The sequence below is a fragment of the Oceanobacillus sp. J11TS1 genome, assembly GCF_018333215.1.
In the GTDB taxonomy this organism is placed as follows: domain Bacteria; phylum Bacillota; class Bacilli; order Bacillales; family Amphibacillaceae; genus Oceanobacillus.
Genome location: NZ_BORO01000028.1, coordinates 1 through 25,917 on the forward strand (window position 1 = coordinate 1; position 25,917 = coordinate 25,917).

Here is a 25,917-nt window from a genome sequence, read left to right on the forward strand (position 1 = left end):
AAACTTCCCATCACTTTAAGTGAGTAAAATCCCTCAGAGACGATGAGGTTGATAGGTCCGAGGTGGAAGCGTGGCGACACGTGCAGCTGACGGATACTAATCGATTGAGGACTTATCTAAGTTTTTTTCATGTCACGTTACTCTTATTTAGTTTTCAGGGTGCAAACTTTAAAAAAAGTGTTGCATTTTCATTCTAAAATGCATATAATATAAATTGTCCTTGTTTTTAGATATTCAAGTACATAGTTTATTGTCTGGTGACGATAGCGAAGAGGTCACACCTGTTCCCATGCCGAACACAGAAGTTAAGTTCTTCAGCGCCAATGGTAGTTGGGGGTTCTCCTCCTGCGAGAGTAGGACGTTGCCAGGCTTTTTTTATCTAAATTTAATTATTCCACAGTAGCTCAGTGGTAGAGCAATCGGCTGTTAACCGATCGGTCGTAGGTTCGAATCCTACCTGTGGAGCCTCTGCTTCCATAGCTCAGTCGGTAGAGCACTTCCATGGTAAGGAAGGGGTCAGCGGTTCAAGTCCGCTTGGAAGCTCTGGGTGAACGCTTATCCTATAAAGGATGGAGCGTTTTTTTGTGTTTGTGATGGTTATAGACCGTAAATCTTTATAACAAAGCAAATCCCAGTCCAAACAAATTTGCTTTGTTATTCAGAAAATTTACTTGCCTGTTACATATAAAATAATCAAATGTCCTCGCTGTATTTTATTGCATTAAATTTTAACTGTCATAAACATTTACGGTGCAATCAATTCTACTTTTATTCTATCTGGGTCTTCGAAATAAACGGCATAATGGTTGTCTCCCCCTGCAAAAGGGTGAAGATCGGGATATAGAATAGTTATGCCCTTTTGCTTTAGCTTTGTTGTCACCGCATCAACAAATTCTCGAGAACTTGCATGAAATGCTAAGTGATTTAGACCAACTCGGCATCGATGGTAAGGAATATCTAAAAACCTGTCTTCAGCCTGCATAAATACGAGATAGGTTTCTTCAATTTTCCAGCTTTGCCCGCCTCTCCATTTTTGAAAAGGTGTATACCCTAATTCTCTTAGGAACCAATCCCAGAAATGAACCGTTCTATTTAAATCAGAAACGTAGATTTCGATATGATGAATCAGACCATGAGTCAAAAAAATACCTCCTATTCATTCCAAAGATCTTTACTGCTTGTTGTTGCACCAAACAATCCTAATTTCTGCTTCAGCTAAGTGTTCTTTTTTGCTCATAAAGCCACTTAAAAAATACGGAGCATCACGTACTTGCCGGAATTCTTCAATAAACTTCATACCAAAATAGCCAGGCCGTAATTCAATCATATCTGTTTTCGTTACATCTGCCAAAGCATTAATAAAATGTAATAGAGACTAACTATTAACAATCGATACCATTCACTCATTTGGTGCTCTTGAGAAGTTTACAAATTGTCAGATAGGTGAGAAGATAGGATAATATAAAACATATTAAGTGTTATCATGATCTCTCATAGAAGAGGAAGATGACATCCAGAGTTTGGAAGGAGGAATTCGATGATTGAGCGTTATGTGAAATTAGAAAAAATTAATGACGTCAAAGATTTTGTAGAGATAGTATCACGTTATGACTACAAAGTCGAGGTGATTTCTGATTCTTATATACTGAGTGCTAAATCGGTTATGGGGATATTTAGTCTGGACTTAACTAAGCCACTTAAAATAAGAATTCAAGCAAATCAAGAGGATAATTTATTGGAAGATATTGCACCTTATCTCGTAAATAAGGAAAGCCGTAAACAAGAGTGCTAGTTGATAGTTTATCATAAAATGATGTAAATGGTGTATTTTGAAAAACTGGTGCCAGTGAGGATATCAATTTCAAATAGAGGCAATTTATTAGGATCAACGGTAACAAATATATATGGAACAAAAAAAGATATGATATAACTAGAGATTGAAGTAAAGGGAATCGGGAAATATGTTAGCGCTTCATTTGGTATTTTGAACATCCTTTTATATATCTACCTATCACTATGGATACAAGGAGAAATAAAGATGGCAAATAAAATTCAATCATCTATAGGCATTGTTTTGGTATCACACAGTCAAAAGGTAACAGAGGGGGTGAAAGACCTTATCCTTGAAATGAATGGAGATAATGTAAATGTTCACTCTGCTGGTGGCACAGAGGATGGTCGCCTGGGAACTAGTGCTACTATCATTATGAGTAAAATTGAAGAACTTCAGGAATGTGAAAATATCTTGATTTTCTATGATATGGGAAGTGCATTATTAAGCGCAGAGACTGCAATTGATTTATTAGATGAAGGTTTACAAGCAAAATGTAAAATTGTAGAGGGTCCTATTGTGGAAGGAGCGTTTGTAGCTTCTGTACAATCAACAATTACAAATGATGTTGGCGTAATTGTAGAAGAGGTATCCAAATTATAGTAAATGGATTTTTTACCGTTATCTGTAAGGGTTTTCATTGTTTAATTACGTGGCTCAGTTAGTAAGGAAAATATTTATGAAATTATGTCTCATAAGGATGTAGACGGTGTTTTTATTGGAAGGTTCGGTTATAACCCGGCAAATTTATAAACAGATTCTTGATACGGTGAAAGTAAAATTAAAAAGGAATCACTTTAATGAAGAACATAATAAAAGGGGGATGTCATAATGAGTAAAAAGTATATTCTTTCCATTGATCAAGGAACTACAAGCTCACGTGCTATTTTATTTGATCACGATGGTTCCATTGTTGAGGTAGGGCAAAGAGAATTTGAACAATTCTTTCCGCACCCAGGCTGGGTAGAGCATGATGCAAACGAAATTTGGACATCTGTATTGGGGTGTATAGCTGAAGTGTTGCGAAAAGCAGACATAGAGCCAGACCAAATTGCAGGTATCGGTATTACCAATCAGAGGGAAACAGCTGTGGTTTGGGATAAGAATACAGGAAAGCCAATTTATAAAGCGATTGTTTGGCAATCCCGCCAAACAGAAGCCATTTGTAAAGAGTTAAGGGAAGCAGGACATAATGACTTATTCAGAGAGAAAACAGGATTATTGCTTGACCCTTATTTCTCAGGAACAAAAGTAAAATGGATCCTTGATAATGTAGAGGGTGCCAGAGAAAAGGCGGATAATGGCGACTTATTATTTGGAACCATCGATACATGGTTAGTTTATAAATTATCTGGCGGAAAAACACATATTACCGATTATTCCAATGCTTCGCGTACGCTCATGTTTAATATCTATGATTTAAAATGGGATGATGAGTTACTAGACATATTAGGCGTACCGAAAAGCATGCTTCCAGAGGTAAAACAATCCTCTGAAATCTATGCAAATACAGTTGATTATCATTTCTTTGGTAAGGAGGTTCCTATTGCAGGGATTGCAGGTGACCAACAGGCTGCGTTGTTCGGTCAAGCATGTTTTGAAAAAGGAATGGCGAAAAACACGTATGGTACAGGTTGCTTTATGTTAATGAATACAGGTGAAAAAGGTGTAGCTTCGAAAAATGGTCTTCTGACTACACTAGCTTGGGGAATTGACGGCAAGGTAGAATATGCGCTAGAAGGAAGTATTTTTGTAGCGGGTTCTGCGATTCAATGGCTGCGGGATGGTTTAAAGATCATTGAAAATGCTCCGGCAAGTGAAGACTTCGCTAAAAAAGTTGATTCTACAGATGGCGTTTATATGGTCCCAGCATTTGTCGGACTAGGTACGCCTTACTGGGATAGTGATGCACGTGGTGCGGTCTTTGGTTTAACACGCGGTACGTCGAAGGAGCATTTCATTCGTGCAACATTAGAATCGCTTGCTTACCAAACGAAAGATGTGTTGGATGCCATGATTACGGATTCTGAAATTGACTTAAAAGCATTGCGTGTTGATGGAGGAGCAGTTAAGAATGATTTCTTAATGCAATTCCAAAGCGATATTTTAAATGTTCCAGTTGAACGTCCAGTTGTTCAAGAAACCACAGCGCTTGGATCTGCTTACCTAGCCGGCTTAGCGGTAGGCTATTGGAAAGATAAAGATGAAATCGCAAATCAATGGCAAAATGAAAAAACATTTGAAGCAGAAATGGATGAAGCGGAAAGTGACAAGCTTTATAAAGGCTGGCAAAAAGCTGTAGAAGCTGCTCGTGTGTTTAAATAATTTTGCTATCTGAATGAAGAAAAGGGTTTTTCATTCTATAGAAAATAATTCCATGGATTTGTGAATTTTTACTAGAAAGACGATGGATTCTTTCATTATTCATCAAGTTACTTGAATATGAAAATAACATTGGTAATAGAAATAGTGAATATAAAACAAAGGAGAGTCTGTCCGCATATAAAAAGCGCTTGCTAAATCAATTGAAAAGCACTGCATAAAGCCATTCCTTTATGCAATGCTTTTTTATGAAGGGCAACATTGCTATCAGCCGCTCCAAGACAACAAGCCTGCCTAATATACTGAACTATAAAGTTGAAACCACTTGAATATGATGATTATCAAGCACCTGCTTTGTCTTGGGATCTATTGACTCATTCGTAATAAGTACATCCACCTGTTCTGTTCTTGCAAATCGGGCACTAGACGTAACTCCGATTCTAGAATGATCAATTAAAGCAACAACCTGCTGCGCCTTACTAACCATCTGTTTTTTTAATTCCACCTCATACAAGTTAAAGTCAGTCATACCATTCTCAACAGAAAAACCATTCGCAGAAGTGAAAAGAATATCAATATGAAGCTTATCTAATAATTCTATACCAAGAATTCCCTCAATTGTCGTAGAACCGTTTGTTACTACCCCGCCAATTAAAATAACGGTAATGTTTGGATTATCCTTTAGTTCTAATGCTGTTTGGATTCCGCTTGTCACCACTGTCAGACGAATTGGTTTCTCATTAAGATACCGTGCTAATTCAAGGGCAGTTGAACTGGCATCAAGCAAAATACATTGCTTTTCTTCGATGAGACGGAAAGCTTCTTTAGCAATCGATGACATTTCTTTATGATTTTTCTGTTCGTGCGCCAAAAAGCTTTTATCCTTGTCAAGATTATCTTGTTGATTTAACATCGCTCCACCATGCGTTCGTGTCAAAAGGCCATCTTTCTCCATTTTGTTTAAATCCGTACGCAATGTTGCCTCTGATACCCCGATTTGCTCTGATAATTCTTTTACAGTCAGGCGTTGTTTATCGTGCAGGAGCTCCATAATTTTGTTTCTTCTTTCTGTAACAAACATTTTCATTATCTGTCATCCTTGTCAATAAAGTATTTATATTATTGTTTATAAATTTTTTTTTTAGTATATAGTGGATTTTACCATAAAATGAATAAAGAAAATAATAAATGAAAGAGTTTGAGAAGCAACTATGGAATGGAAAAAATATATGTAAGAATCTTACCAAAGGTATTCTTTGGACGTAATATGTTGAAAGGAGTCCTTGCCGAATAATAAAAAATTCCTCACAAAAAGACAGACAACTGTCATCTTTCGTGGGGAATCTTCTCACTATCCCGTTATAATTATGTGTTATGATGAGCGATTTTGCTTTTTTCGTTTGCTTTTTTTAAAGAGAATATAATCATGGATATCTTGCAGTTCATTATGGCTCAGACTAGCTAAATCGCGAAACAGGTCATCAGAATCAGAAAATTTCTTTTGAATTTTTTTCATGATCTCGATAATGTGATCTTTTTGTTCGGATTTCGGAGGAGTTTGCTGTTCTTTTCTGCCTAATAAGTAATCCGTTGTCACATCGAAAACAGTTGCAATCGCACTTAATTCGTCTCCTTTAATTGGCCGGTCACCAGATTCAATGCGGTTCATAACACTGACATTGATATTCACAAAGTTAGCCAATTCTTTCTGTGTCCAGTTTTTGTTTAAGCGTAATTGCACAATTCGTTGCCCTGTATCCATGATGCACCTCTCCGTTTCTATATTAGAAATAAATTATAGCATACAAGGCGAACACAATAGAAATCGTTCCTTTTAATAGGAAATGCCCCATTTTTAAAAAGAGAAACGATTATAAAAGGGAATGGATAAATTTATTTGGGGAGGAATTGAAATGAAAAAAATCTATTTAGATCCAGGACATGGCGGGACAGATCCTGGGGCAGCAGGAAATGGGCTTCAGGAGAAAAACATAACATTAGCGATTGCACTACAAGTGAGAAACATTTTAAATCGAGATTACAAGGGACATTCCGTTCGAATGAGCAGAACAAGTGATAAAACTGTCTCCCTGGCTGAGCGAACAAAGGATGCCAATAACTAGGGTGCGGACTATTTTGTATCGATTCATATCAATGCTGGTGGAGGATCTGGTTACGAAGATTATATTTATGCTCATCTATCAGAGCGTTCCACTACCGCAGCATATCGAAATGCTATTTATTCGGAAATGACGAAACAAGTTGATTTTCAGCGTCGAGGGAAGAAAAGAGCGAATTTTCATGTGTTAAGAGAGACAAAAATGCCAGCAGTTTTAACAGAAAACGGATTTATTGATTCCGTTGTTGATGCCAATAAATTAAAATCAAATACCTACTTGGAGCGCATTGCATTAGGCCATGCCAATGGAATCGCTAAAGCTTTAGGTTTATCAAAATCTGGTGGGAGCATTGGAAATGGACAAGCATACGTTGAAGTAATTACACCGTCTCTTTGGACATATCATACGCCTAAGTGGGATGACCGGGCATTGATTGTTCACCGGGGAGAGGTATTTACAATTGCTAAGGAAAAATTTTCGGTCGGCAAAGGACATATGTATCGGTTGAAAAGTGGGCTTTACATTACAGCTAGTCCTACCTATGTGCGTTATTATCGTAAATAGTAGGAAGAGGATCTTAAAATAGGAAGAAAGTAAACTTGTAGAAAAATAGGGTGAATTTATATGAATCGTTTTGTGAATATTATAAATCCGGTTTGCAAAATGTTCAAAATAAGCTAGACTATAAAGGAGTATAGAAATACTGTTTGCTGAAGTTTTTATTTACACTAAATGATCAGGGAGAGACATCAATGAAGCGGATAGGGATCCTTTTTATATTTATAGGTATCGTCTTATTAGGCGTTTTTGGTTACCAGCTTTGGGGACATCATCAATCGCAAAAACAGTCACTGATCCAGGCGGAGGAAAGAATTGAGCAAGGAATTAACAAAAAAGATGATTTAGACGTGGGTGGGGAAGAAAGTATCGAAGAATTTGATGCTACATTGGATGAAGCTTTTGCTACATTGGAGATACCAAAACTAGAGAAAACCCTGCCCGTTGTAGAAGGTACAGACCCGGATTCATTGAAAAAAGGAGTCGGGCATTTATCGAATTCCGTTTTTCCTGGGCAAGGAGAGCAAATTATTCTCTCAGGCCATCGGGATACGGTTTTCCGTAATTTTGGTGAACTGGAGTTAGGGGATACTTTTATCGTCCGAATGCCTTATGGTGAGTACACGTATGAAATAAAAGATACGGAAATTGTTCCGGAAGATGATACTTCAGTGATTAGAGAAATGGGCGAAGAAGTATTGGTGGTAACAACCTGTTATCCATTTCACTTTGTAGGCAATGCGCCAGAACGTTTTGTCGCCTATGCTTATCCGGTTTCTGAATAAAGAAGGAGCGGTTTTCTACCACCTGGCATAAGTAAATATCGAGAAATCTTAGGTAGTGAAAAATTTTGACGTTAGAGGCTTGCCAGATGGTAGCAACAAAAAGCTGAATTGCATTTAATTAACTTATCCAGTTACTTCTGTAGAAACAACTTGGTATGATTAATCTGAAATTTAATAGTTAGTTTCATTTCTATCCTAAGAGGGTGGTGATTTGAATTTGCGAATGCGTACTATTGGCATATTGGTATTTATATGTTGTGCAATATTGCTAGGGCGTAGTACGTCAATTGATCAAGTCCCGGCTTCGGGAAAAATAATCGTCGGGGAAGATGAATATGAAATGAGAACAAGAGCATATTCATCAGATGGAAAAAAAGTAAAAATACATTCAGTTGAACCGACATCAGTACAAGAAGCTGTTAAGGATTTTGAAACACTAACTATGGAACAAGGCACGGAGGTAGAAATAGAGATTGAAGAAAGCCCGGTACTTACTGTTTTTGAATGGGATGAAAAAGCAGAAAAGAAGGAAATTCCTTTAGAGGATAATAAAATTACTATCCCGTCAAATCTAGGAGTTTATATTTATGAAGTTCAAGCAGAATGGACAGATGGAGAGGCATTCTTTGTATTTGATGTAGAAGTGGAATAGATGTCAGTATAAGCTGTTAGCAGTTATGTTTGAATGATAAAAAAGTTGGCGTTGTTTAATACCACGCCAACTTTTTTATCAATGTTTCAATGCTTCGGCCCGTTTTTCTTCTTGAGGAGTTTTAGAATATTCCCAAGTAAAAAACGCCGCGCCATTCCATTAATCGTTTAACACTTTTTGTAGTGTCTCTATATTTTTTTGCATCAGGCTAAAGTAATCTTCGCCGTTATCTAGATCTTCCTCAGAGATTGTCTCCATATTCCTTAAAACGGCACTGTCCGCCCCGATTTCAGATTGAATAATCTCACTTACTTTACTGCTGATATTGTTTTCAAACACCACATATTTAAGATTATATTCGTTAGCCTTGTCCACAATATCTACGAGCGCTGATTGCGAAGGTTCTTGGGAAGAAGAAAGTCCATGGATACTAATTTGTTCTAACCCATATCTATCTTCCCAGTATCCGTATGCTGCATGGGATATAATGATCTGCGGGTGATTTGCTTCGCTGATTGTTTTCTCCAGGTCTTGGTCTAGTTGCTCTAATTGTTCTTTTACTTCTTCAAAATTAGTGGTGAAATATTCTTCGTGCTCTGGCATTTGTTCAATAAGAAGGTCTTTTATATTTTCAGCTAATTGAATGCTTAAGACAGGATCAATAAAAACATGCGGATCGCCCATTTCGTTTTCGTCATGATGATGACCTTCATCCCCGTGGTCATGGTCTTCTGCTTCTCCGCGAAGAGAGACATTGTCCCCTACTGTTGCTACTTCTACTTTCTCATCTTTTAGGATTTCCTCTGCTTTTGAAGCAAAAGGCTCCATGCCAACACCGGAATAAATAAACATATCCTTCTTGGCTAAGTCCACCATTTCTCGAGAGCTTGGTTCATATGTGTGTGCATCTGCGTTAGGTGGATAGATGCTCTGTACATCCACATATTCCCCGCCTATTTTTGAAATAAAATCTTCTAAAGCAAAAATAGTTGTAGAAATTTCCAGCTTTTCCTTATTCCCCTCTTGGCTGTCATCAGCTGATTGACAACCGGCGAGGAAAAGAAGGGAAAGGCTAATAAAAATAATCATCCGTTTTACCATGAAATGTACCTCCATTTATCTAATAATGTAATCAGTAATTCGTTTCTGTGAAAAACAAATAAGTCACGCTGCATAGAATCTTCCTTGTGAGCTCTGCTATGGAGCAGGGACTTATTTCTTGGAGATCGTAATCATTATTATTCGTAATCGTTACGATTTAAAATTTACATGTTTTTAGAATGGAAGTCAAGATATTTCACAAAAAAATGCCAACAGCTTCTTTGCTGCTGACATTTTCTTTATTATTCATGGGTTCGTTATTTAGGTAAACCTACGATTGTTTTTGGTTCTAAGAATTCTTCAATTCCATAATCTCCCCATTCACGTCCGATTCCAGATTGTTTGAAACCACCGAATGGAGCGGTGAAGTCAGATTTCTCGTTGTTGACGACGATTCTGCCTGAGCGAAGGCTTTTTGCCACGTGGGTTACGGTGTCCGGGTTATTGCCGACAACGTAGCCTGCTAGACCATAAATGGTGCCATTGGCAATATCAATTGCTTCATCTAAATCTTTATACGTGATAACAGAGAGTACCGGTCCGAAAATTTCTTCTTGGGCAATCGTATCGTCGGCTTTTACATCGGTAAATACAGTTAGCTTAGAATAATATCCTGTTTCCAAGCCTTCAGGTTTTCCAGTTCCGCCGGTGACAAGGGTTGCTCCACTGTCGATGCCTTTTTGAATATAATCCTGAACCGTTTTCCATTGTTCCTCAGATACTTGCGGTCCAGTGAAAGTAGACTCATCTTTTGGATCACCGACAGGGTATTCGGAAATATGACTTTTAATCGCTTCAATAAAATCGTCATGCATGGATTTTGGAACGAGTGCGCGTGTTCCAGCAGTACATACTTGACCTGTGTTTCCCGCGATATGGGAAATAGCTGTTTTTGCAGCATAATCCACATCTGCATCATCCAATACAACAATAGGAGACTTGCCGCCGAGTTCTAAGGAAACCTTCTTAATATCTTGGGCGGCGTTTTCCATAATCTTCGTCCCGACACCGCCGGAACCTGTAAAGGAAACAAAATCGATATCCGGGTGGGAACTGATGCCGTCACCGATGGTAGAACCTGTTCCGTTTACCAGGTTGAATACTCCTTTAGGTACACCGGCAGCTTCGAACACTTCAGTTAGCAAAATGGCTGCAAAAGGTGTTTCTGTAGATGGTTTTAATACAACGGTACTGCCTGCTGCAAACGCACTGGCCAACTTTGTGGAAGTCTGGTTTGTTGGGAAATTCCATGGTGTGATTAAGCCGGCAACGCCAATAGCATCTTTTTGAATAAAGGAATTTTCACGTTCCTCGATAAAGGCAAAATCACGTACCAGCTTTGCGGCTGTGCGGAAATGGTTTAATCCCATTGGGTATTGGACTTCTTTGGTAAAAGTTACTGGAGAACCTAGCTCTGCCATAATAACTTCAATAAACTTATCTTTTCGTTTTTCATATTCATCTGCAATGCGGTCTAATAATGCAGCGCGTTCTTCTTTTGTTGTTTGTGAAAAATCTGGAAAAGCATCTCGTGCAGCTTGAACTGCTTTATCAAGATCTTCTTTTGTACCAGAGCTGATCTCACCAATTTTTTCTTCCGTTGCAGGGTTGATAACATCAATTGTTTCGTCTCCAGTGGAATCGACCCACTGACCATTAATATAATGTTGTGTGTATTGATACATTCATTCCACCCCTTTATATATTTTATACAATACACTTTCCCGCTCTGAAATAGCTTTAAACATAGAGGGAAACCTGCTTTTATCTAATAAAATAAAAAAAGCTGCCTCATTTTATATAAAATGAGACAACTTTTCATTTCTTTAAATCAATTAGCCACCGATAATATTGAATCCTGCATCTACATGCAATATTTCTCCAGTAATTCCACGTGCCATTTCACTGATTAAGAATAGCGTCGCATCGCCAACTTCATCTTGATCAATGTTGCGGCGTAGCGGGGCTTTCTCCTCAACTACTTGTGATTTTTCGTTGAAGTTTGCTACTCCTTTTGCAGAGAGTGTGCGGATTGGACCAGCGGAAACAGCATTGACACGGATGCCATCTTTACCTACATCCTCAGCTAAGTAGCGGACACTTGCTTCTAGAGATGCTTTGGCCACGCCCATCACATTATAGCCAGGAACAACCTGTTCTGCTCCAATGTAAGTTTGTGTAACAATTGAACCGCCTTCTGTCATAAGTTCTTTCGCAGCATTTGTCACTGTTACTAAGGAATAGGCGCTGATTTCTTGGGCAAGCAGGAATCCATCGCGTGAAGTGGTGACAAATTCACCTTGCAGGTCTTCTCGTTTTGCAAAGGCAACAGAGTGAACTAAGCCGTGAATCACACCGACTTTTTCTTTTATTTCTTTAAAAGCTTCCTGAACACTTTCATCCGATGCAACATCACAAGAGACAATTGCTTTTGGTTCAATTTCATGCTTCTCTAAGAGTTTTACTAATTTTTTGTAGGATCTTTCCTGTCTGTTCGTAAAAATAAGGCTAGCCCCAGCGTTATGTAGAGACTTTGTGATGCCCCAAGCAATACTTCTTTCGTTAGCGACACCCATTACAACGATATTTTTGCCTTCTAATAGTTTTGTCATACTTATCCTCCATTCAATATTAACTTAGCATCATTATAACTGATTAGTACCAGGTGATAAAGCCATAATCCGTTTTTCTATTATATATAAGGTAGGGACGCTGGTCGTTGGTTCAAGTTTATGTACAAAATGGAACGTACTGTTTTGGTTCTGCTGAAAGCAAAGGAAAGATAAAGTTGTTTCAAAAGGAGTAATTAGGCGTATCGTGTATAAATTCGTATGGGCATCAAAACAGCGTGAAGACAAGAAATGACAGCTGTTAAGCATGCTTTTAAAAAATAAAATAAAATTTTTTTCATTTTCCTCTTTACAAAAGACAAGTTCCTCGATATAATAAAATTCGTCAGTTTGCGAGGGACGTTTTAAAAACTTCCTTTACGCAGCATGGCCCGTTGGTCAAGCGGTTAAGACACCGCCCTTTCACGGCGGTAACACGGGTTCGAATCCCGTACGGGTCACCAAATGGAGGATTAGCTCAGCTGGGAGAGCACCTGCCTTACAAGCAGGGGGTCGCAGGTTCGAGCCCTGCATCCTCCACCATTATGCCGGCCTAGCTCAACTGGTAGAGCAACTGACTTGTAATCAGTAGGTTGGGGGTTCAAGTCCTCTGGCCGGCACCATCTCTTATGTATATTATGAAACGTATGGTTAACAATATTATGGAGGGGTAGCGAAGTGGCTAAACGCGGCGGACTGTAAATCCGCTCCCTCAGGGTTCGGCAGTTCGAATCTGCCCCCCTCCACCATGTTTTTTGTTGGGCCATAGCCAAGCGGTAAGGCATCGGGTTTTGATCCCGTGTACCCCAGGTTCGAATCCTGGTGGCCCAGCCATTTTTTTATGTCTTTTTTAAGAGATGATATAAATAACACGAGCCATTAGCTCAGTCGGTAGAGCATCTGACTTTTAATCAGAGGGTCGAAGGTTCGAATCCTTCATGGCTCATTACAAGTTTGACAAGTACAAAACAACCAAAAGAAAACGGGATAATTTTATCTCGTTTTTTTCTTTGTACTTTAAGAAAGCGGAAAAAAAGGGAGAGATAAATTACAAAAGCAGCGGTTTAATAATAAGCTAGGTAACCGCAAAATCTCTCCGATGGGATGAGTAATCGCGGTCTCAGTCTCAGTCCCGAGCTTCAATGAGAGTGAGGCGCCTTAAAAGAATTGGTGGCCAAGCTCTCTTTAGGAGATAAAAAGTAAACAGACCTACAGCCTACAGATATCTTCACGGCAGCAAACAAACACACTTGTCTAAAAATGCTTTTCTTTATAGGATCAAGTGAAATCTCCACGCGCCAATATGAAACACCGGACATAATTCATGTAGCGAAATAAGTATCTTCTAAATGAAAAAACGATAGAATTCGTGTTATAATCAAAATAGTTTATTTTAGTACTTAGTAATAAAAAGTGAAATATATAAAACATGAGATACTTTTTAATAAAAAGGATGAGCTAGGCATGACCTCTTCAAGAATACCTGGGTTCTATAATATGACAGTAGAAGAAAGACGAGCGTTATTACGTAAATGCTTTTCTTTGACTAATACAGAAACGCAACATTTGTCAAACGCAGACGCACTGACCATTGGAAAAGCAGATAATATGATTGAAAATGTTATTGGCACCTATCAATTACCATTTGGATTAGGGTTAAATTTTTTGATAAACGGGAAAGAATATGTAGTACCAATGGTTATTGAGGAGGCTTCTGTGGTCGCCTCTGCCAGTCATATTGCAAAAATAGTCAGGGAAGCTGGCGGATTTCAAACAGAATCAAAAGAGAGACTTATGATTGGGCAGATTCAAGTCGTTGGATGCCCTGATTTTCAAGAAGCGAAGCAAAAAATTCTTAATCAAAAAAATATATTAATGAAAGCTGCTGATGATGCCTATCCAAGTATTGTTCGTCGTGGCGGCGGAGTAAGAGATTTAGATGTTCGAATCCTGAATGAAGATGATTCATCATCCTATGGGAAAATGCTGGTTATGCATATCTATGTAGATACGTGTGATGCCATGGGGGCGAATATGATTAATACGATGGCAGAATCCATTGCTCCGATTGTAGAAGAGTTAACGGAGGGAAAGGTTTATCTTCGGATTTTGTCGAACTATGCAGATCGAAGCCTTGTTAAAGCGAAATGCGTTATTCCTCCGCATTTATTACAAACAGGTACGTTCACTGGAGATGAGGTAAGGGATGGTGTCGTTCATGCTTATGAATTTGCTGCTTCTGACCCATATCGAGCTGTCACGCATAATAAAGGGATTATGAACGGTATTGATCCTGTTGTCATAGCAACAGGAAATGATTGGCGTGCCGTAGAGGCTGGAGCGCATGCTTATGCTGCAAGAGACGGTCATTATGGATCGATGACAACTTGGTCAAAGGATGAAGAGGGCAATCTCGTTGGTGAAATCGAATTGCCAATGTCTGTAGGGACAGTTGGAGGAGCGACACGTGTCCATCCATTAGCTGAGTTTTCTTTATCTGTAATGAATATTGAATCAGCAGAAGAACTTGCACAGGTGATTGTGGCAGTTGGCCTTGCTCAAAATCTTGGGGCGCTCAAAGCGTTGGCAACAGATGGAATTCAAAAAGGGCACATGGCACTTCATTCACGTTCTGTTGCTATAGCTGGTGGAGCAACTGGGGAGATGATTGACGTGGTAGCAAAAAAATTAGTAGAGCAACAAGAAATCCGTGTGGGAAAAGCTAAAGAATTGGTGGAACAGTATAAACAATGAGTGCAGAAAAAGTAACAGCGTCGGAAAAAACAGCTATTGGTATAGCTCATAGTAAAGTGATCTTAATTGGAGAGCATGCGGTTGTACACGGACAGCCCGCAATAGCTATTCCATTTCCTTTAATCGGTGTAGAGACAGTGATTGAGCATGTTCCTGGAACGGTGAAAATGGACAGTGCTTTTTATCATGGTCCGCTGCATCATGCGCCGGAAGAGCTGGAAGGAATCGCTAATTGTATTTATGATTCATGTAAATACCTTGGCATCCCTTATAAAGACTTGTTAATACGAATCAGTTCTTCTATTCCGGCTGGAAAAGGGCTGGGATCAAGTGCATCAGTGGCGATTTCTGTTATTCGCTCCCTGTTTAACTATTGTGGCAGGGAATGTTCTGTAGAAGAATTGTTGAAATTAGCGAATGTTGCAGAAACCTATGCGCATGGTGCACCTAGTGGAATTGATACACTGAGTATAACTTCGGACAAACCAGTCTGGTACGAGAAAGAAAAACCGGCAGAGTATATCGAATTGGGGGAAGATCTCCATTTTATTGTGGCGGACTCTGGCAGAATTGGCGACACGCGCACATCTGTTGAATCTGTAGCAAGGCTGTTAAAATCGGCACCACAACGTATTCATTCAAAAATAGAGAGAATTGGCGAGTTAACCCATAATGCGAAAGATGCTTTAGAAAAAGCAAGCAAACAAATTTTAGGCCAGCTATTAAATGAAGCACAAAGAGAGTTAGAAGTATTAGGTGTTAGTGACGCGGGATTAAATAAATTAATACGTTTTGCTCGTGATGAAGGTGCTTTAGGAGCGAAACTTACAGGCGGAGGAAATGGCGGCTGCATTATTGCGCTTGCTCAAAATGAAATGCATTCGAAGCAGTTAGCTGAAAAGTTACGCCGATTCGGGGCTGCTGCAGTGTGGCCATTTGTTTTAAAGAAATAAATGTTTAGATAGGGATTGTAGAAAAGGAGAATCAACGATGAAGGCAACAGCAAGAGCGCATACGAATATCGCTTTAATTAAGTACTGGGGGAAAAGGAATGAATCATTAATCCTTCCCACGAATAGTAATCTTTCCGTAACTTTAGACGGTTTTTCTACAGAGACAACGGTGGACTTTCAAGAAGATTTAAAAGCAGATACATTCTTCTTGAACAAGCAGGTTATAGAAGGAGATGCTTTGAGAAAGGTAGCGGTATTTTTAGATAAAGTGCGGGCTCTTTCTGGTAAAAAAATCTATGCGCAAGTTGATTCTCTGAACCATGTTCCTACTGCGGCCGGATTCGCTTCTTCCGCATCCGGTCTTGCGGCTTTGGCTGCTGCAAGTACAAAAGCAATAGGCCTTTCCTTAGATAACACGGAATTATCGCGATTAGCCCGCCAAGGCTCTGGTTCTGCCTGTCGCTCCATCTATGGCGGTTTTGTTGAATGGCAAATGGGAGAGCGTGAAGATGGTCTAGATTCTTATGCAGTGCAAGTGGCTGACGAGTCGCATTGGGATATTCGAATCGCAGCTGTTGTGTTGTCAAAAACAATGAAAAAGATCTCAAGCAGAGAAGGAATGCGTCGTACGGTAGAAACCTCTCCTTTCTATGCAGGCTGGATAGAGCAAACATCAAAAGATATACAAGAAATAAAACAGGCGATTGCTGATAAAGACTTTGAGAAGACAGGAAGCATTGCGGAAGCAAACTGTCTGCGAATGCATGCGACCACATTGGGAGCGAATCCGCCATTTACCTACTGGCAGGATACAACCATGCGCGTGATGCAGACCGTGCAGGATTTAAGGGAACAAGGAATTCCGGCCTACTTTACTATCGATGCAGGTCCCAATGTGAAAGTGATGTATTTACCGGAAGATGAGAATAAGGTGAAAAGTCGCCTGCAGGTTATTGAAGGCGTAGAAGATATCATTATTAGTAAGCCAGGAAGCGGAATCAGTTATTTGTAGGAGGAGAATACGGTGGCAAAATCAATCACAGTCAAAGTACCAGGAAAATTAATGATTGCAGGAGAATTTGCCGTATTGGAACCTTATCAGGAATTGGCGGTAATGGCTGTTAATCGTTTTGTCTATGCAACGGTATCAGAAACGGACAGTCACCAGCTGACCTTGTCAGATTTCTCGCTTCACTGTATTCCGTGGGCTTGGCAAGAGACCGATATACATATTGAATCGAATGATCCTCGCTTATCTTTTGTAAAGGATGCGCTTCAGGTTACATATCGTTTTCTGGTTGAACAAGGGGTAACAGTTCGTCCAATGCATGTATCCACGAAGAGTGAACTAGACGATGCATCTGGGGTGAAATACGGTTTAGGGTCAAGTGCAGCCATTGTTACCTCTATTGTGGCGGGTGTCCTGCACTTCCAGGATCCAGAGTTAGCAAAAAAAGATACGATTTTTCGTTTAGCGGCCTTATCACACGTTATCACACAAGGGAATGGATCTGGTGCAGATGTAGCTGCATCCACTTATGGCGGATTAATACAATTTGCTTCCTTTCAAGCAGATTGGTTGCTTCAAGCATATCAAGAAGCAAGTTCTATATCTGAGATTGTGGAAATGGATTGGAAATATTATCAATCCAAACCAATTGCTTTACCGGATAATGTTTATTTTTGTGTAGGCTGGACAGGGAATGCTGCATCCACCAAAGATTTAGTGAATCGCGTTCGTTTACTAAAAACGAACAATGCTAAAAGCTATGATAAATTCTTAAAAGAAAGCAAAAGCGCAGTCACTGCATTTTTAACAGGAGCGGAAAACGGAAATCTAACCCAATTGTTTCAGGGAATAACTGCAAATCGAAAAGCGCTGGATGAAGTTGGCAAAGCAGCTGATACAAGCATTGAGACACCAGAACTTGCTTTGTTATGTAACCTTGCAGAAGATTTGGGAGGAGCAGGAAAACCTTCTGGAGCTGGAGGCGGCGATTGTGGAATTGCCTTTATGCCTTCAAAAGAAAAAGCAGAAGAACTAGCCGTTGCTTGGGAGAAAGAAGGAATTAAAGCCTTAGGATTAGCCCCGTCTATTGGCGGAGAAATGGTGATTGAAGCAAAATAAGAAAAAACTTCAGGAATACGAATCAGGAATCGTTTTACAATCATACATTGTGAATCGGTTCTTTTTCTTTATATGGGTGCGGTTATTATCATTCTTAGTAGGGTTTTAATAACTCTATAAAAAAATAATATTACTCATAATGAGAAAAATAAGATATTATAATTCATAGAGATACTTGGAAAGGAAAAATATTATCGGTAGAAGCATGTAGTTTAAATGGAAATAAAAAAGACATACGAAACATGTCTTTAAATTAAGTTCAAGCTATTCTATTAAGAGGATTTCTTTAAATAGTCATTGATTAGCTCATCTAGTCTTTTGCTTGTAGCTAGAACAACATTCGAATTTAAACCATGTTTTTCAGACAATGCCAACATTTCTTCCCTACAACGTTCAATATTAGTGAATAATGTTTTTTTGTCCACCAATGTCCCTCCTTTTTTAGTATACTTGTCGTTAGGTATACCCTGTCGAGAAAAAAAGTAAACATTATTTAAAAAAAGTGAAACCTTACTAGCGGTTGTTTCGTATAGAGAGTACCGCATATTGCGGAGGTAATTAGATGGATCAATTTATAAAGAAAAAGATAATACAAGTAAAAAAAGGAGATCAGTCTGCTTTTTCAGATGTGGTGTCCTTTTATCAAAATAAAATATACCAGCATTGCTACCGAATGCTTGGAAATAAGCACGAAGCGGAAGATATTGCACAGGAAGCATTCATACGTGCGTACGTGAATATTGATTCGTTTGACGAGAATAGAAAATTTTCTACATGGTTATACCGTATTGCTACCAATTTAACAATTGACCGTATGCGCAAGCGCAAGCCAGACTATCATCTCGATGCGGAAGTAAAAGGAACAGATGGTCTAGATATGTATACCCAGCTTGCTAGCACGGAACGTCTACCCGGAGAAGAGGTAGAAAGCAGAGAGCTGCAGCGGTATATTCACCATGAGATTTCTCAGTTGCCTGCCAAATATCGAAGTATCATTATGCTTCGGTACTTAGAAGAATTTTCACTTAAAGAAATCAGTGAAATTCTCGATGTTCCTCTGGGGACAGTAAAAACGCGAATCCATCGGGGGAGAGAGGCCCTTAGAAAGAGGCTTCGACATGTGTAAAGGAGCGTGCTTAATATGAGTTGTAATGAAGAATATATAAAAAGAATGCATGATTATTTAGATGGAGATATTTCCACGGAAGAGGAGAGTTTGCTAAGAAGACATCTTGAAGATTGTGAAGATTGTCAGAAGCATTTTCATGAGCTTAACCGAACCATTACTTTAATTCGCAGTGCAGAACGGGTAGAAGCGCCGGTAGGATTTACAGAAAACGTCATGGGCAAGTTACCTACGGAGAAGAAACGGGTGAAGTACAAGCGCTGGTTTAAACGCCATCCCATTCTGGTTGCAGCTGCAATCTTTTTCATTTTGATGATTGGCAGTCTCTCTTCGACATTTAATCAGGGAACGGATCAACTTGTAGTTTCGACACAGGAAGAACTTGTTATTGATGGCGATACCGTTATTGTACCAGCAGGTGTGACCGTTCCAGGCGATGTTTATGTAAAGAATGGTGATTTATTAGTACTTGGAACCGTTGATGGCAATGTAACATTATTTAATGGAGAACTCCTAGACAGTGATTCTGAGCTCGACGGCGGCGGTCTAATGGCATCTGCAGGAGGCGTGAACGGGGAATTGGAAACAGTTGATCAAACGTTTGAATGGATATGGTACCATATAAAGAATTTCTTTAAAGGATTATTCGCTTTTTAAAGAATAATAGTTATTTGTAATGAAGAGGGCGTTATATAGCTCTCTTTTTTTGGTGAAAAAGCATCCATAGAGTGGAGGAGAGTTGGATTTCACTGCGGTGAGACATCCTAGCTCCCATTAATAAGGACTTACGGGGAAGCTATTTTCTTCCAAATAGGCTTAAATTGCGCTCGTGGAAAGCGGCTCTTAGGTATGCGGATGCCCTATCCGATAAGATCCTGACTGGCTTTCTTTATAGACGTACATACTAAGGGAGGAAATGAACATAAGCAAAAAGATCCATGAAGCATAATTTTAATGATAAACTTACCAACAGAGAGGTCTGTTTTTACTCATTTATGATATAATATATACCGATTGTAAATTTATAATAAAAGAGGGAAATATGATAATTTTCCACTTAAAATAAACGGAAAATTCTATTGGATAAAGGATGTGTGCACATGCTTGATGGGGGATTTGACATTTTAAATCTACTGCGAATAGGCTTTGATATTGCTCTCGTCTGGTATGTATTATATAAATTAATCATGCTGATCAGAGGAACAAAAGCTATTCAGCTATTAAAGGGAATAGCCGTTGTATTGGTTGTATGGGGAATAAGTATGTTGTTAAACCTGCAAACGATACAATTTATTACCGGGCAAGTTATTTCTTGGGGACTTATTGTTATTATTATTTTATTCCAGCCAGAACTGCGCAGAGCACTGGAGCAGCTAGGAAGGGGAAACATCTTTTCAAGGTCCGGAAATTCCGCTGAAGAAATTATACAAAATGAAATTGAAGCAATTGTTACATCTTGTAATTACATGGCTAAAAGAAGAATTGGTGCACTTATTTCCATTGAAAGAGAGACTGGAATTGGGGAATATGCAGAAACAGGAATTCCGATTAACGGAAAACTTAGCCATCAACTTCTGACAAATATTTTTACACCGAATACACCATTGCATGATGGTGCAGTCATCATTAAAAATGAAGAAATTACAGCAGCGGCTTGTTACCTACCTCTATCAGAGAGTCCATTTATCTCAAAAGAACTGGGAACAAGACACCGTGCAGCTATGGGAATTAGTGAAGTAACAGATGCTTTAACCATTGTTGTATCAGAGGAAACTGGTGCGATATCCTGTACAAAGAATGGTGAGTTGCATCGTGATATTGATGAAGAAAAATTAAGAGAAATGCTTTTAACACATTTATCATTTGTGCCGAAAGCCTCTGATAAAAAAACATGGAAACGGAGGACTGGTAAGCGTGGATAACTGGTTTAAGAGTAAATGGTTTGTCCGTATTCTTTCTTTAGCCTTTGCTGTCACACTCTATGCTTTTGTCAGTGTATCTGAGACACCAAATTCGGATGCAACGTTCTCTAGGGGAACAAGTCAAACGGAATCATTAGATGATGTTCCAGTCGATATTCGTATTGACCGAGACAAATATGTCGTCAGCGATGTTCCAGAAGGGGTTCAAGTCAGCTTGAAAGGAACTCCCGGCAGTGTGACGCCGTTGTTACTTCAACGTAATTTCGATGTTTATGTTGATTTAGAAGATTTAGAGGAAGGAACGCATGTTGTAGAACTGCAGCATAATATTGCGAGTGATGTAGAAGTATTTATTGAACCAAAAACAATTGAGGTTACGATTGAAGAACGTGCATCTCAAGAGTTTGCCGTAACTGCTGATTTTATTAACCAGGATCTTATGGCAGACGGTTATGAGGTCGTTAGCTATAGTATCGAGCCAGAGGTGGTAACGATTATGAGCTCTCGCAGCGTTATTGAATCGATTGGTGCAGTGAAGGTGTATGTAAATCTGGATAATGTAGACGGTTCGATTAATAACCGCGAGCTTCCAGTGAATGTATATGATTTACAAGGAAATGAACTAGATGTTGGTTTAGACCCAGAAAGTATTCAAGTTTCCGTGGAAGTGGATAAATCTAAAAAGACCGTACCGCTCTCTGTGGAGACGACAGGGGAATTAGATGAGGACCTTGAACTTGGTTCCGTTTCTGCAAATGAAGAGGAAGTTGAGATTTACTCTCAAAGTGACGTTCTTGATGATATTTCAGAAGTCACTACCGAGCCCTTAGATTTATCCGAAATTGAGGAATCTGGCACGGTTGAAGTGCCGCTTGATTTGCCGGAAAACGTACAAGCGCCTGATACAGAGGATGTGGAGGTATCGATTGAAGTCGAAGGGACAAAAGTCATTGAAGATGTATCTTTAGAAGAAGAGGGATTAGCAGATGGTTTAGAAGTCTCTTATACAGAACCGACATTTAATGTTGAGTTAGCTGGCGATACTTCCGTAATAAATGACTTAACGGCAAAGGATATTCGTGCGATACTGGATTTATCAGGTTTAGAAACAGGAAATCATAAAGTGCCTATTACCATAGAGGTATCGGGTAGTGATGAAGTTACCGCCACAAGCAGTGTAGAAGAAATAACGGTTGAAATAATCGACCCAACAGTTACAGCAGAAGAATAATTGTGTATGGTCATTAAAGGAGAGGTATAAAATGGGTAAATTTTTTGGAACAGATGGTGTCAGAGGGGTGGCCAACGAAGGCTTAACTCCTGAATTGGCATTTAAACTCGGCCGCTTTGGCGGTTATACGTTAACAAAAGATAGTGTGAAACCACGCGTATTAATAGGGAGAGACACGCGTATTTCTGGACATATGCTAGAGGGTGCATTAATTGCAGGGTTATTATCTACAGGTGCGGAGGTAATGCGTTTAGGTGTTATCTCAACCCCGGGTGTTGCTTATTTAACAAAAGCAATGAGTGCGCAGGCAGGGGTAATGATTTCTGCCTCCCATAATCCTGTTGAAGATAATGGGATTAAATTCTTTGGTCCAGATGGATTTAAACTGACAGGCGATCAAGAGGCTGAGATTGAAGCTTTATTAGATAAAGAGGAAGATGATTTACCTCGCCCTACTGGAGCTGCTATTGGCGCGGTAAGTGATTATTTTGAAGGTAGACAGAAATACTTATCTTTCTTAAAAGATACCATTGATAACGATTTTGAAGGTATAAGAATCGCAGTGGATTGTGCGCATGGGGCAACTTCCAGCTTAGCTACGCATCTATTTGCAGATTTAGAAGCAGATATCCATTCGATGGGATCGTCACCTACAGGATTGAATATTAATGATGGTGTTGGTTCTACACATCCAGAAGGCCTGCAGCAATTTGTATTGGATAAAGAAGCAGATGTCGGACTTGCATTTGATGGAGATGGAGATCGTCTTATCGCTGTGGATGAAAAAGGAAGAATTGTAGACGGCGACAAAATTATGTTTATTTGTGCAAAATACTTAAAAGAAATTGGTATGCTGCGTAAGGATACAGTTGTTTCTACTGTAATGAGTAATCTAGGCTTTTATAAAGCATTGGAAGAAGCAGGTCTAAAAAGTGATAAGACTGCAGTCGGTGACCGCTATGTTATGGAAGAAATGCGTAAAAACGGGTATAACTTAGGCGGAGAACAATCTGGTCATATCATCTTCTTAGATTATATTACAACAGGAGATGGTCTGTTATCGGCATTACAGCTTGTGAATGTTATGCGAGAATCAGGCAAGCCTTTATCAGAATTAGCTGATGAAATGACGATTTTCCCGCAAACATTAATTAACGTTCGAGTAACAGACAAGAACGAAGCATTAACCAGTCCAATTATCTTAGATGAGGTACAAGCTGTTGAGAAGGAACTAGGGGATAACGGACGCGTATTAGTTCGCCCATCTGGAACTGAACCGCTTGTGCGTGTGATGGTGGAAGCGAAGACAGAAGAGCAGTGCAAAACTTATGCAGAGCGCATTGTAAAAGTTATTGAAAATCACTTAGGTGCTTAATTGTTGCCTTAAAAATAAAAAATCGTATGGATGAAGGTCATCTATACGATTTTTTGTTTTTAAGAAAAAAGGAACGCTTATAGCTTGCCCTTTGGACAGACGCGTGAAAGCATGCATTACTTCCAATCAAGAAGATAAGAACCCAAATCACTTTTAATCGTATTATTTGTGATAGAATAAAGAATATACTGAAAAGTGAGGAGCGATAAAATGATAACCTTTCCAAAACCAGAAGTAGAGCAATTTTTCTATACATATAGCATTTATGATTTTAGCTTAAGCAAAGACGAAAAAAAACTTGTATTCTCCACAAATTTAAGTGGAAAACGCAATCTGTGGGCGTTAGATTTAAGTAAAGAACATCCATATCCATATCAGTTTGCCCAAAAAGATGAGAACTCTAATTTTATTCAGTTTGACCCGAATGGTACATATGTTTTAACAGGATATGATTCGGATGGCGATGAAAACTATCATATTTATGCATTACCGCAAGAGGGAGGTTTACCACAGCCGTTGATTTCTGGGGAAAAGAATGAAAAGTACTTATTTGCTCATTTAAGTAAGGATGGGAAACGTGTTTATTATAATACTTCGGAAAATAATCCGGCTTTTTTTAATACACGTGTACGCTATTTGGATACAGACAAAGATGAGCTGATAGCAGAGGGAGAAGGAGCACCAACTACGCTAGCGAGTGTATCCGAAGATGAGGAAATCCTGGTATATGTAAGTATGTTTGCGAACACATATAATAATATTTTCATCCAAAAAGGGGGAGAAAAAATTTATCTTACTCCTGATCCCAAAAAAGTACATGTATCCTATGAACCGGTTTTCGCGGATGACGACAACATTTATTTCCCAACGGATTATGAGAGCGAATATATGTATCTGGCCAAGTATAATATCAAACAAGAGAAGTTTTCAAAAGTTCTTGAAATAGAGAAAGAATCGATAAAGACTGTAAAATACGATAAAGCGACTGATTCACTATATTTAGTAACGGAAAATGGTGTTGTCGATAAGCTTTACCAGTATGGATTAAATTCAGGGGCGTTGAGGGAGATTCAAAAGCCTTTTGATATTATTGATCAGCTGACAGTAACAGAATCAGGGAAGGTTTACCTTCTTGGCCACGCTGCCACAAAACCGGATAATATTTATCGTTTAAAAGATCAGAGTGGACAATGGGAGCAGCTTACAGATAATCGTGTCTTAGGTGTATCAGAGAAAGAGCTTGTCGATCCAGAAATCGTCACGTATTCTTCCTTTGACGGGATGGAAATCGAAGCACTGCTCTTTAAAGCAAAACCCGAAAATGCAAATGGATATACGGTATTCTGGCCACATGGCGGACCGCAAGCTGCTGAACGAAAATACTTCCGTGCGATGTTCCAAAGTATTCTAAATCGGGGATATCATATTTTTGCACCAAATTTCCGCGGTAGTACGGGCTATGGTTCTTCTTTTGTTAAACTTGTTGAGCAGGATTGGGGACATGGTCCGCGCCTTGATAATGTGGAAGGAATCAAGTGGTTAATTGATCAAAAAATTACTGATCCAGACCATCTATTCTTAGTTGGAGGAAGCTACGGCGGTTATATGGCACTGCTCCTGCATGGACGTCATCCAGAATACTTTAAAGCGGTGATTGATATCTTTGGTCCGTCTGACTTATTTACTTTCGTCAATTCTGTACCGCCGGATTGGAAACCAATTATGGAAAGATGGCTTGGCGACCCAGAACGGGATAAGGAACGATTTATAAAGGACTCTCCAGTAACCTATTTAGAAACAATGACAAAGCCAATGCTGGTTATCCAGGGTGCAAAAGACCCTCGGGTAGTAAAAGAAGAATCGGATCAAATCGTTCAAAATTTGAAGGATAAAGGCCGAGATGTTGAATACTTGGTCTTGGAAGACGAAGGGCATGGGTTTTCGAAAAAAGAGAATGAAATTAAAGTTTATAAGCGGATGTTAGAGTTTATGGAGAAGCACAAGTAGAGAAAACACATCGGCGAAGCTATTCTAATTTTAGCTTCGCTGATGTGTTTGGTTTGGAATCATGGCTAATTCGTTCAGTGAATATGTTTTAATTGCGTTTTATATAATTTAAACGCTTTTTGGGGTTTGAGTTGTTAAAACAAATTTATGTAACTTTAGGTAAATCATAAAAATTTTCTTAGAAAAGTTCTTCTTATATTTTCAGTTATACCAATCTGCTTCAACCCTTTTCTTACCACCTTCTGTAATAGGAAGCCATTCCGTCACTTGTGAAGATTCTGCAACATTTTTAAAAGGAATTCATAAACTAACTTATCGGAAAGGAAGAAAAGGGTTGACCTTGAATATGACTTTCCGATAAAATATAGAAAGTTCTTGTTTTCCTAATTTTGAAAGGTCCGTCATGCAAGGATGAATTTAGGGGAAGAAAGGGGCAAAGTGAA

General features: G+C 39.1%; 22 protein-coding genes, 8 tRNA genes, 2 rRNA genes and 2 pseudogenes. 27 read left to right on the plus strand and 7 right to left on the minus strand.

Going from position 1 to position 25,917, the window contains the following annotated elements; all coding sequences use genetic code 11:
• The 4 genes from KI343_RS16545 to KI343_RS16560 all read left to right on the plus strand — a co-directional run.
• A 23S ribosomal RNA gene (locus KI343_RS16545) occupies positions 1 to 120 on the plus strand; the annotation flags it as partial.
• A 133-nt stretch (positions 121 to 253) separates the two neighbouring features.
• Positions 254 to 370 (plus strand): 5S ribosomal RNA (rrf, locus tag KI343_RS16550).
• A gap of 23 nt (positions 371 to 393) precedes the next feature.
• Positions 394 to 465, plus strand: a tRNA-Asn gene (locus tag KI343_RS16555).
• 5 nt (positions 466 to 470) lie between these two features.
• Positions 471 to 543, plus strand: a tRNA-Thr gene (locus KI343_RS16560).
• A gap of 202 nt (positions 544 to 745) precedes the next feature.
• Here the strand turns inward: KI343_RS16560 and KI343_RS16565 are convergent.
• Positions 746 to 1,141, minus strand: coding sequence for a VOC family protein (locus KI343_RS16565; protein WP_212927535.1), 396 nt, complete (start codon positions 1,139 to 1,141; stop codon positions 746 to 748).
• A 396-nt stretch (positions 1,142 to 1,537) separates the two neighbouring features.
• Here KI343_RS16565 and KI343_RS16575 point away from each other — a divergent pair, with 396 nt between their 5' ends.
• The 4 genes and pseudogenes from KI343_RS16575 (at position 1,538) to glpK (ending at position 4,156) form a co-directional block, all read left to right on the plus strand.
• Positions 1,538 to 1,792, plus strand: coding sequence for an HPr family phosphocarrier protein (locus KI343_RS16575; protein WP_212927537.1), 255 nt, complete (start codon positions 1,538 to 1,540; stop codon positions 1,790 to 1,792).
• Between the two features lie 246 nt (positions 1,793 to 2,038).
• The gene (gene dhaM / locus KI343_RS16580) at positions 2,039 to 2,434 is read left to right on the plus strand and encodes a dihydroxyacetone kinase phosphoryl donor subunit DhaM (RefSeq protein ID WP_212927538.1); all 396 of its coding nucleotides are present in this window, start codon (positions 2,039 to 2,041) and stop codon (positions 2,432 to 2,434) included.
• A gap of 51 nt (positions 2,435 to 2,485) precedes the next feature.
• Positions 2,486 to 2,584, plus strand: a pseudogene (locus KI343_RS16585) (triose-phosphate isomerase); the annotation flags it as partial.
• A 78-nt stretch (positions 2,585 to 2,662) separates the two neighbouring features.
• Complete coding sequence (gene glpK, locus KI343_RS16590) at positions 2,663 to 4,156, plus strand: glycerol kinase GlpK (protein WP_212927539.1); 1,494 nt, start codon at positions 2,663 to 2,665, stop codon at positions 4,154 to 4,156.
• 304 nt (positions 4,157 to 4,460) lie between these two features.
• On the opposite strand, the gene KI343_RS16595 is transcribed toward glpK, so the two are convergent.
• On the minus strand, positions 4,461 to 5,240 hold the full coding sequence (locus KI343_RS16595; protein ID WP_212927540.1) for a DeoR/GlpR family DNA-binding transcription regulator: 780 nt from the start codon (positions 5,238 to 5,240) through the stop codon (positions 4,461 to 4,463).
• A gap of 285 nt (positions 5,241 to 5,525) precedes the next feature.
• The gene (locus tag KI343_RS16600) at positions 5,526 to 5,915 is read right to left on the minus strand and encodes a helix-turn-helix domain-containing protein (RefSeq protein ID WP_212927541.1); all 390 of its coding nucleotides are present in this window, start codon (positions 5,913 to 5,915) and stop codon (positions 5,526 to 5,528) included.
• A gap of 151 nt (positions 5,916 to 6,066) precedes the next feature.
• On the opposite strand from KI343_RS16600, the pseudogene KI343_RS16605 reads away from it, so the two are divergent.
• From KI343_RS16605 to KI343_RS16615, 3 genes and pseudogenes are all read left to right on the plus strand, one after another.
• Positions 6,067 to 6,837 (plus strand): annotated as a pseudogene (locus tag KI343_RS16605) (N-acetylmuramoyl-L-alanine amidase family protein).
• Between the two features lie 188 nt (positions 6,838 to 7,025).
• The gene (locus KI343_RS16610) at positions 7,026 to 7,616 is read left to right on the plus strand and encodes a class D sortase (RefSeq protein ID WP_212927542.1); all 591 of its coding nucleotides are present in this window, start codon (positions 7,026 to 7,028) and stop codon (positions 7,614 to 7,616) included.
• 211 nt (positions 7,617 to 7,827) lie between these two features.
• Positions 7,828 to 8,268, plus strand: coding sequence for a hypothetical protein (locus KI343_RS16615; protein ID WP_212927543.1), 441 nt, complete (start codon positions 7,828 to 7,830; stop codon positions 8,266 to 8,268).
• Between the two features lie 159 nt (positions 8,269 to 8,427).
• On the opposite strand, the gene KI343_RS16620 is transcribed toward KI343_RS16615, so the two are convergent.
• From KI343_RS16620 to fabI, 3 genes are all read right to left on the minus strand, one after another.
• Positions 8,428 to 9,369 carry a metal ABC transporter solute-binding protein, Zn/Mn family gene (locus KI343_RS16620; RefSeq protein ID WP_212927544.1) on the minus strand — a complete coding sequence of 314 codons (942 nt, stop codon included), beginning with the start codon at positions 9,367 to 9,369 and terminating at the stop codon, positions 8,428 to 8,430.
• A gap of 257 nt (positions 9,370 to 9,626) precedes the next feature.
• Positions 9,627 to 11,054: an aldehyde dehydrogenase family protein gene (locus tag KI343_RS16625; RefSeq protein WP_212927545.1), complete on the minus strand. Its 1,428-nt coding sequence runs from the start codon at positions 11,052 to 11,054 to the stop codon at positions 9,627 to 9,629.
• A gap of 150 nt (positions 11,055 to 11,204) precedes the next feature.
• Entirely contained in the window at positions 11,205 to 11,981 is a 777-nt protein-coding gene (fabI, locus tag KI343_RS16630; RefSeq protein ID WP_212927546.1) for an enoyl-ACP reductase FabI, read from the minus strand.
• Between the two features lie 386 nt (positions 11,982 to 12,367).
• Here fabI and KI343_RS16635 point away from each other — a divergent pair.
• From KI343_RS16635 to KI343_RS16680, 10 genes are all read left to right on the plus strand, one after another.
• A tRNA-Glu gene (locus KI343_RS16635) sits at positions 12,368 to 12,442 on the plus strand.
• A gap of 3 nt (positions 12,443 to 12,445) precedes the next feature.
• Positions 12,446 to 12,521: transfer RNA gene (locus tag KI343_RS16640), tRNA-Val, on the plus strand.
• A gap of 4 nt (positions 12,522 to 12,525) precedes the next feature.
• Positions 12,526 to 12,601 (plus strand) — tRNA-Thr (locus tag KI343_RS16645).
• A gap of 41 nt (positions 12,602 to 12,642) precedes the next feature.
• Positions 12,643 to 12,727 (plus strand) — tRNA-Tyr (locus KI343_RS16650).
• 10 nt (positions 12,728 to 12,737) lie between these two features.
• Positions 12,738 to 12,812, plus strand: a tRNA-Gln gene (locus KI343_RS16655).
• Between the two features lie 39 nt (positions 12,813 to 12,851).
• Positions 12,852 to 12,924, plus strand: a tRNA-Lys gene (locus KI343_RS16660).
• A gap of 518 nt (positions 12,925 to 13,442) precedes the next feature.
• Positions 13,443 to 14,732 carry a hydroxymethylglutaryl-CoA reductase, degradative gene (locus KI343_RS16665; RefSeq protein WP_212927547.1) on the plus strand — a complete coding sequence of 430 codons (1,290 nt, stop codon included), beginning with the start codon at positions 13,443 to 13,445 and terminating at the stop codon, positions 14,730 to 14,732.
• On the plus strand, positions 14,729 to 15,685 hold the full coding sequence (mvk, locus tag KI343_RS16670; protein WP_212927548.1) for a mevalonate kinase: 957 nt from the start codon (positions 14,729 to 14,731) through the stop codon (positions 15,683 to 15,685). The genes KI343_RS16665 and mvk overlap by 4 nt, the downstream gene beginning before the upstream one ends.
• 37 nt (positions 15,686 to 15,722) lie before the next feature.
• Positions 15,723 to 16,697 carry a diphosphomevalonate decarboxylase gene (gene mvaD, locus KI343_RS16675; protein WP_212927549.1) on the plus strand — a complete coding sequence of 325 codons (975 nt, stop codon included), beginning with the start codon at positions 15,723 to 15,725 and terminating at the stop codon, positions 16,695 to 16,697.
• Positions 16,698 to 16,709: 12 nt separating this feature from the next.
• Positions 16,710 to 17,813 carry a phosphomevalonate kinase gene (locus KI343_RS16680; RefSeq protein ID WP_244857051.1) on the plus strand — a complete coding sequence of 368 codons (1,104 nt, stop codon included), beginning with the start codon at positions 16,710 to 16,712 and terminating at the stop codon, positions 17,811 to 17,813.
• A gap of 272 nt (positions 17,814 to 18,085) precedes the next feature.
• On the opposite strand, the gene KI343_RS20225 is transcribed toward KI343_RS16680, so the two are convergent.
• Complete coding sequence (locus KI343_RS20225) at positions 18,086 to 18,238, minus strand: aspartyl-phosphate phosphatase Spo0E family protein (protein WP_244857053.1); 153 nt, start codon at positions 18,236 to 18,238, stop codon at positions 18,086 to 18,088.
• Positions 18,239 to 18,375: 137 nt separating this feature from the next.
• On the opposite strand from KI343_RS20225, the gene sigW reads away from it, so the two are divergent.
• From sigW to KI343_RS16715, 6 genes are all read left to right on the plus strand, one after another.
• A complete protein-coding gene (gene sigW / locus KI343_RS16690; protein ID WP_212927551.1) occupies positions 18,376 to 18,939 on the plus strand; it encodes an RNA polymerase sigma factor SigW in 564 nt (187 codons plus the stop codon).
• A 15-nt stretch (positions 18,940 to 18,954) separates the two neighbouring features.
• On the plus strand, positions 18,955 to 19,596 hold the full coding sequence (gene rsiW / locus KI343_RS16695; RefSeq protein WP_212927552.1) for an anti-sigma-W factor RsiW: 642 nt from the start codon (positions 18,955 to 18,957) through the stop codon (positions 19,594 to 19,596).
• A gap of 443 nt (positions 19,597 to 20,039) precedes the next feature.
• Positions 20,040 to 20,861, plus strand: coding sequence for a diadenylate cyclase CdaA (cdaA, locus tag KI343_RS16700; protein ID WP_212927553.1), 822 nt, complete (start codon positions 20,040 to 20,042; stop codon positions 20,859 to 20,861).
• Positions 20,854 to 22,092 carry a CdaR family protein gene (locus KI343_RS16705; RefSeq protein ID WP_212927554.1) on the plus strand — a complete coding sequence of 413 codons (1,239 nt, stop codon included), beginning with the start codon at positions 20,854 to 20,856 and terminating at the stop codon, positions 22,090 to 22,092. The genes cdaA and KI343_RS16705 overlap by 8 nt, the downstream gene beginning before the upstream one ends.
• A gap of 31 nt (positions 22,093 to 22,123) precedes the next feature.
• Entirely contained in the window at positions 22,124 to 23,467 is a 1,344-nt protein-coding gene (gene glmM, locus KI343_RS16710) for a phosphoglucosamine mutase (RefSeq protein ID WP_212927555.1), read from the plus strand.
• Positions 23,468 to 23,677: 210 nt separating this feature from the next.
• The gene (locus tag KI343_RS16715; RefSeq protein ID WP_212927556.1) at positions 23,678 to 25,474 is read left to right on the plus strand and encodes a S9 family peptidase; all 1,797 of its coding nucleotides are present in this window, start codon (positions 23,678 to 23,680) and stop codon (positions 25,472 to 25,474) included.
• Positions 25,475 to 25,917 lie beyond the last annotated feature (443 nt).

What these genes read in the sequence shown, in the direction of transcription:
- KI343_RS16665 (WP_212927547.1), top strand. Translation starts at nt 13,443, where the DNA reads ATGACCTCTTCAAGAATACCTGGGTTCTATAATATGACAGTAGAAGAA.
- glmM (WP_212927555.1), top strand. Translation starts at nt 22,124, where the DNA reads ATGGGTAAATTTTTTGGAACAGATGGTGTCAGAGGGGTGGCCAACGAA.
- KI343_RS16595 (WP_212927540.1), bottom strand. Translation starts at nt 5,240, where the DNA reads ATGAAAATGTTTGTTACAGAAAGAAGAAACAAAATTATGGAGCTCCTG.
- dhaM (WP_212927538.1), top strand. Translation starts at nt 2,039, where the DNA reads ATGGCAAATAAAATTCAATCATCTATAGGCATTGTTTTGGTATCACAC.
- mvaD (WP_212927549.1), top strand. Translation starts at nt 15,723, where the DNA reads ATGAAGGCAACAGCAAGAGCGCATACGAATATCGCTTTAATTAAGTAC.
- sigW (WP_212927551.1), top strand. Translation starts at nt 18,376, where the DNA reads ATGGATCAATTTATAAAGAAAAAGATAATACAAGTAAAAAAAGGAGAT.
- KI343_RS16625 (WP_212927545.1), bottom strand. Translation starts at nt 11,054, where the DNA reads ATGTATCAATACACACAACATTATATTAATGGTCAGTGGGTCGATTCC.
- mvk (WP_212927548.1), top strand. Translation starts at nt 14,729, where the DNA reads ATGAGTGCAGAAAAAGTAACAGCGTCGGAAAAAACAGCTATTGGTATA.
- KI343_RS16600 (WP_212927541.1), bottom strand. Translation starts at nt 5,915, where the DNA reads ATGGATACAGGGCAACGAATTGTGCAATTACGCTTAAACAAAAACTGG.
- KI343_RS16610 (WP_212927542.1), top strand. Translation starts at nt 7,026, where the DNA reads ATGAAGCGGATAGGGATCCTTTTTATATTTATAGGTATCGTCTTATTA.
- rsiW (WP_212927552.1), top strand. Translation starts at nt 18,955, where the DNA reads ATGAGTTGTAATGAAGAATATATAAAAAGAATGCATGATTATTTAGAT.
- KI343_RS16620 (WP_212927544.1), bottom strand. Translation starts at nt 9,369, where the DNA reads ATGGTAAAACGGATGATTATTTTTATTAGCCTTTCCCTTCTTTTCCTC.
- KI343_RS16715 (WP_212927556.1), top strand. Translation starts at nt 23,678, where the DNA reads ATGATAACCTTTCCAAAACCAGAAGTAGAGCAATTTTTCTATACATAT.
- glpK (WP_212927539.1), top strand. Translation starts at nt 2,663, where the DNA reads ATGAGTAAAAAGTATATTCTTTCCATTGATCAAGGAACTACAAGCTCA.
- cdaA (WP_212927553.1), top strand. Translation starts at nt 20,040, where the DNA reads ATGCTTGATGGGGGATTTGACATTTTAAATCTACTGCGAATAGGCTTT.
- fabI (WP_212927546.1), bottom strand. Translation starts at nt 11,981, where the DNA reads ATGACAAAACTATTAGAAGGCAAAAATATCGTTGTAATGGGTGTCGCT.
- KI343_RS16575 (WP_212927537.1), top strand. Translation starts at nt 1,538, where the DNA reads ATGATTGAGCGTTATGTGAAATTAGAAAAAATTAATGACGTCAAAGAT.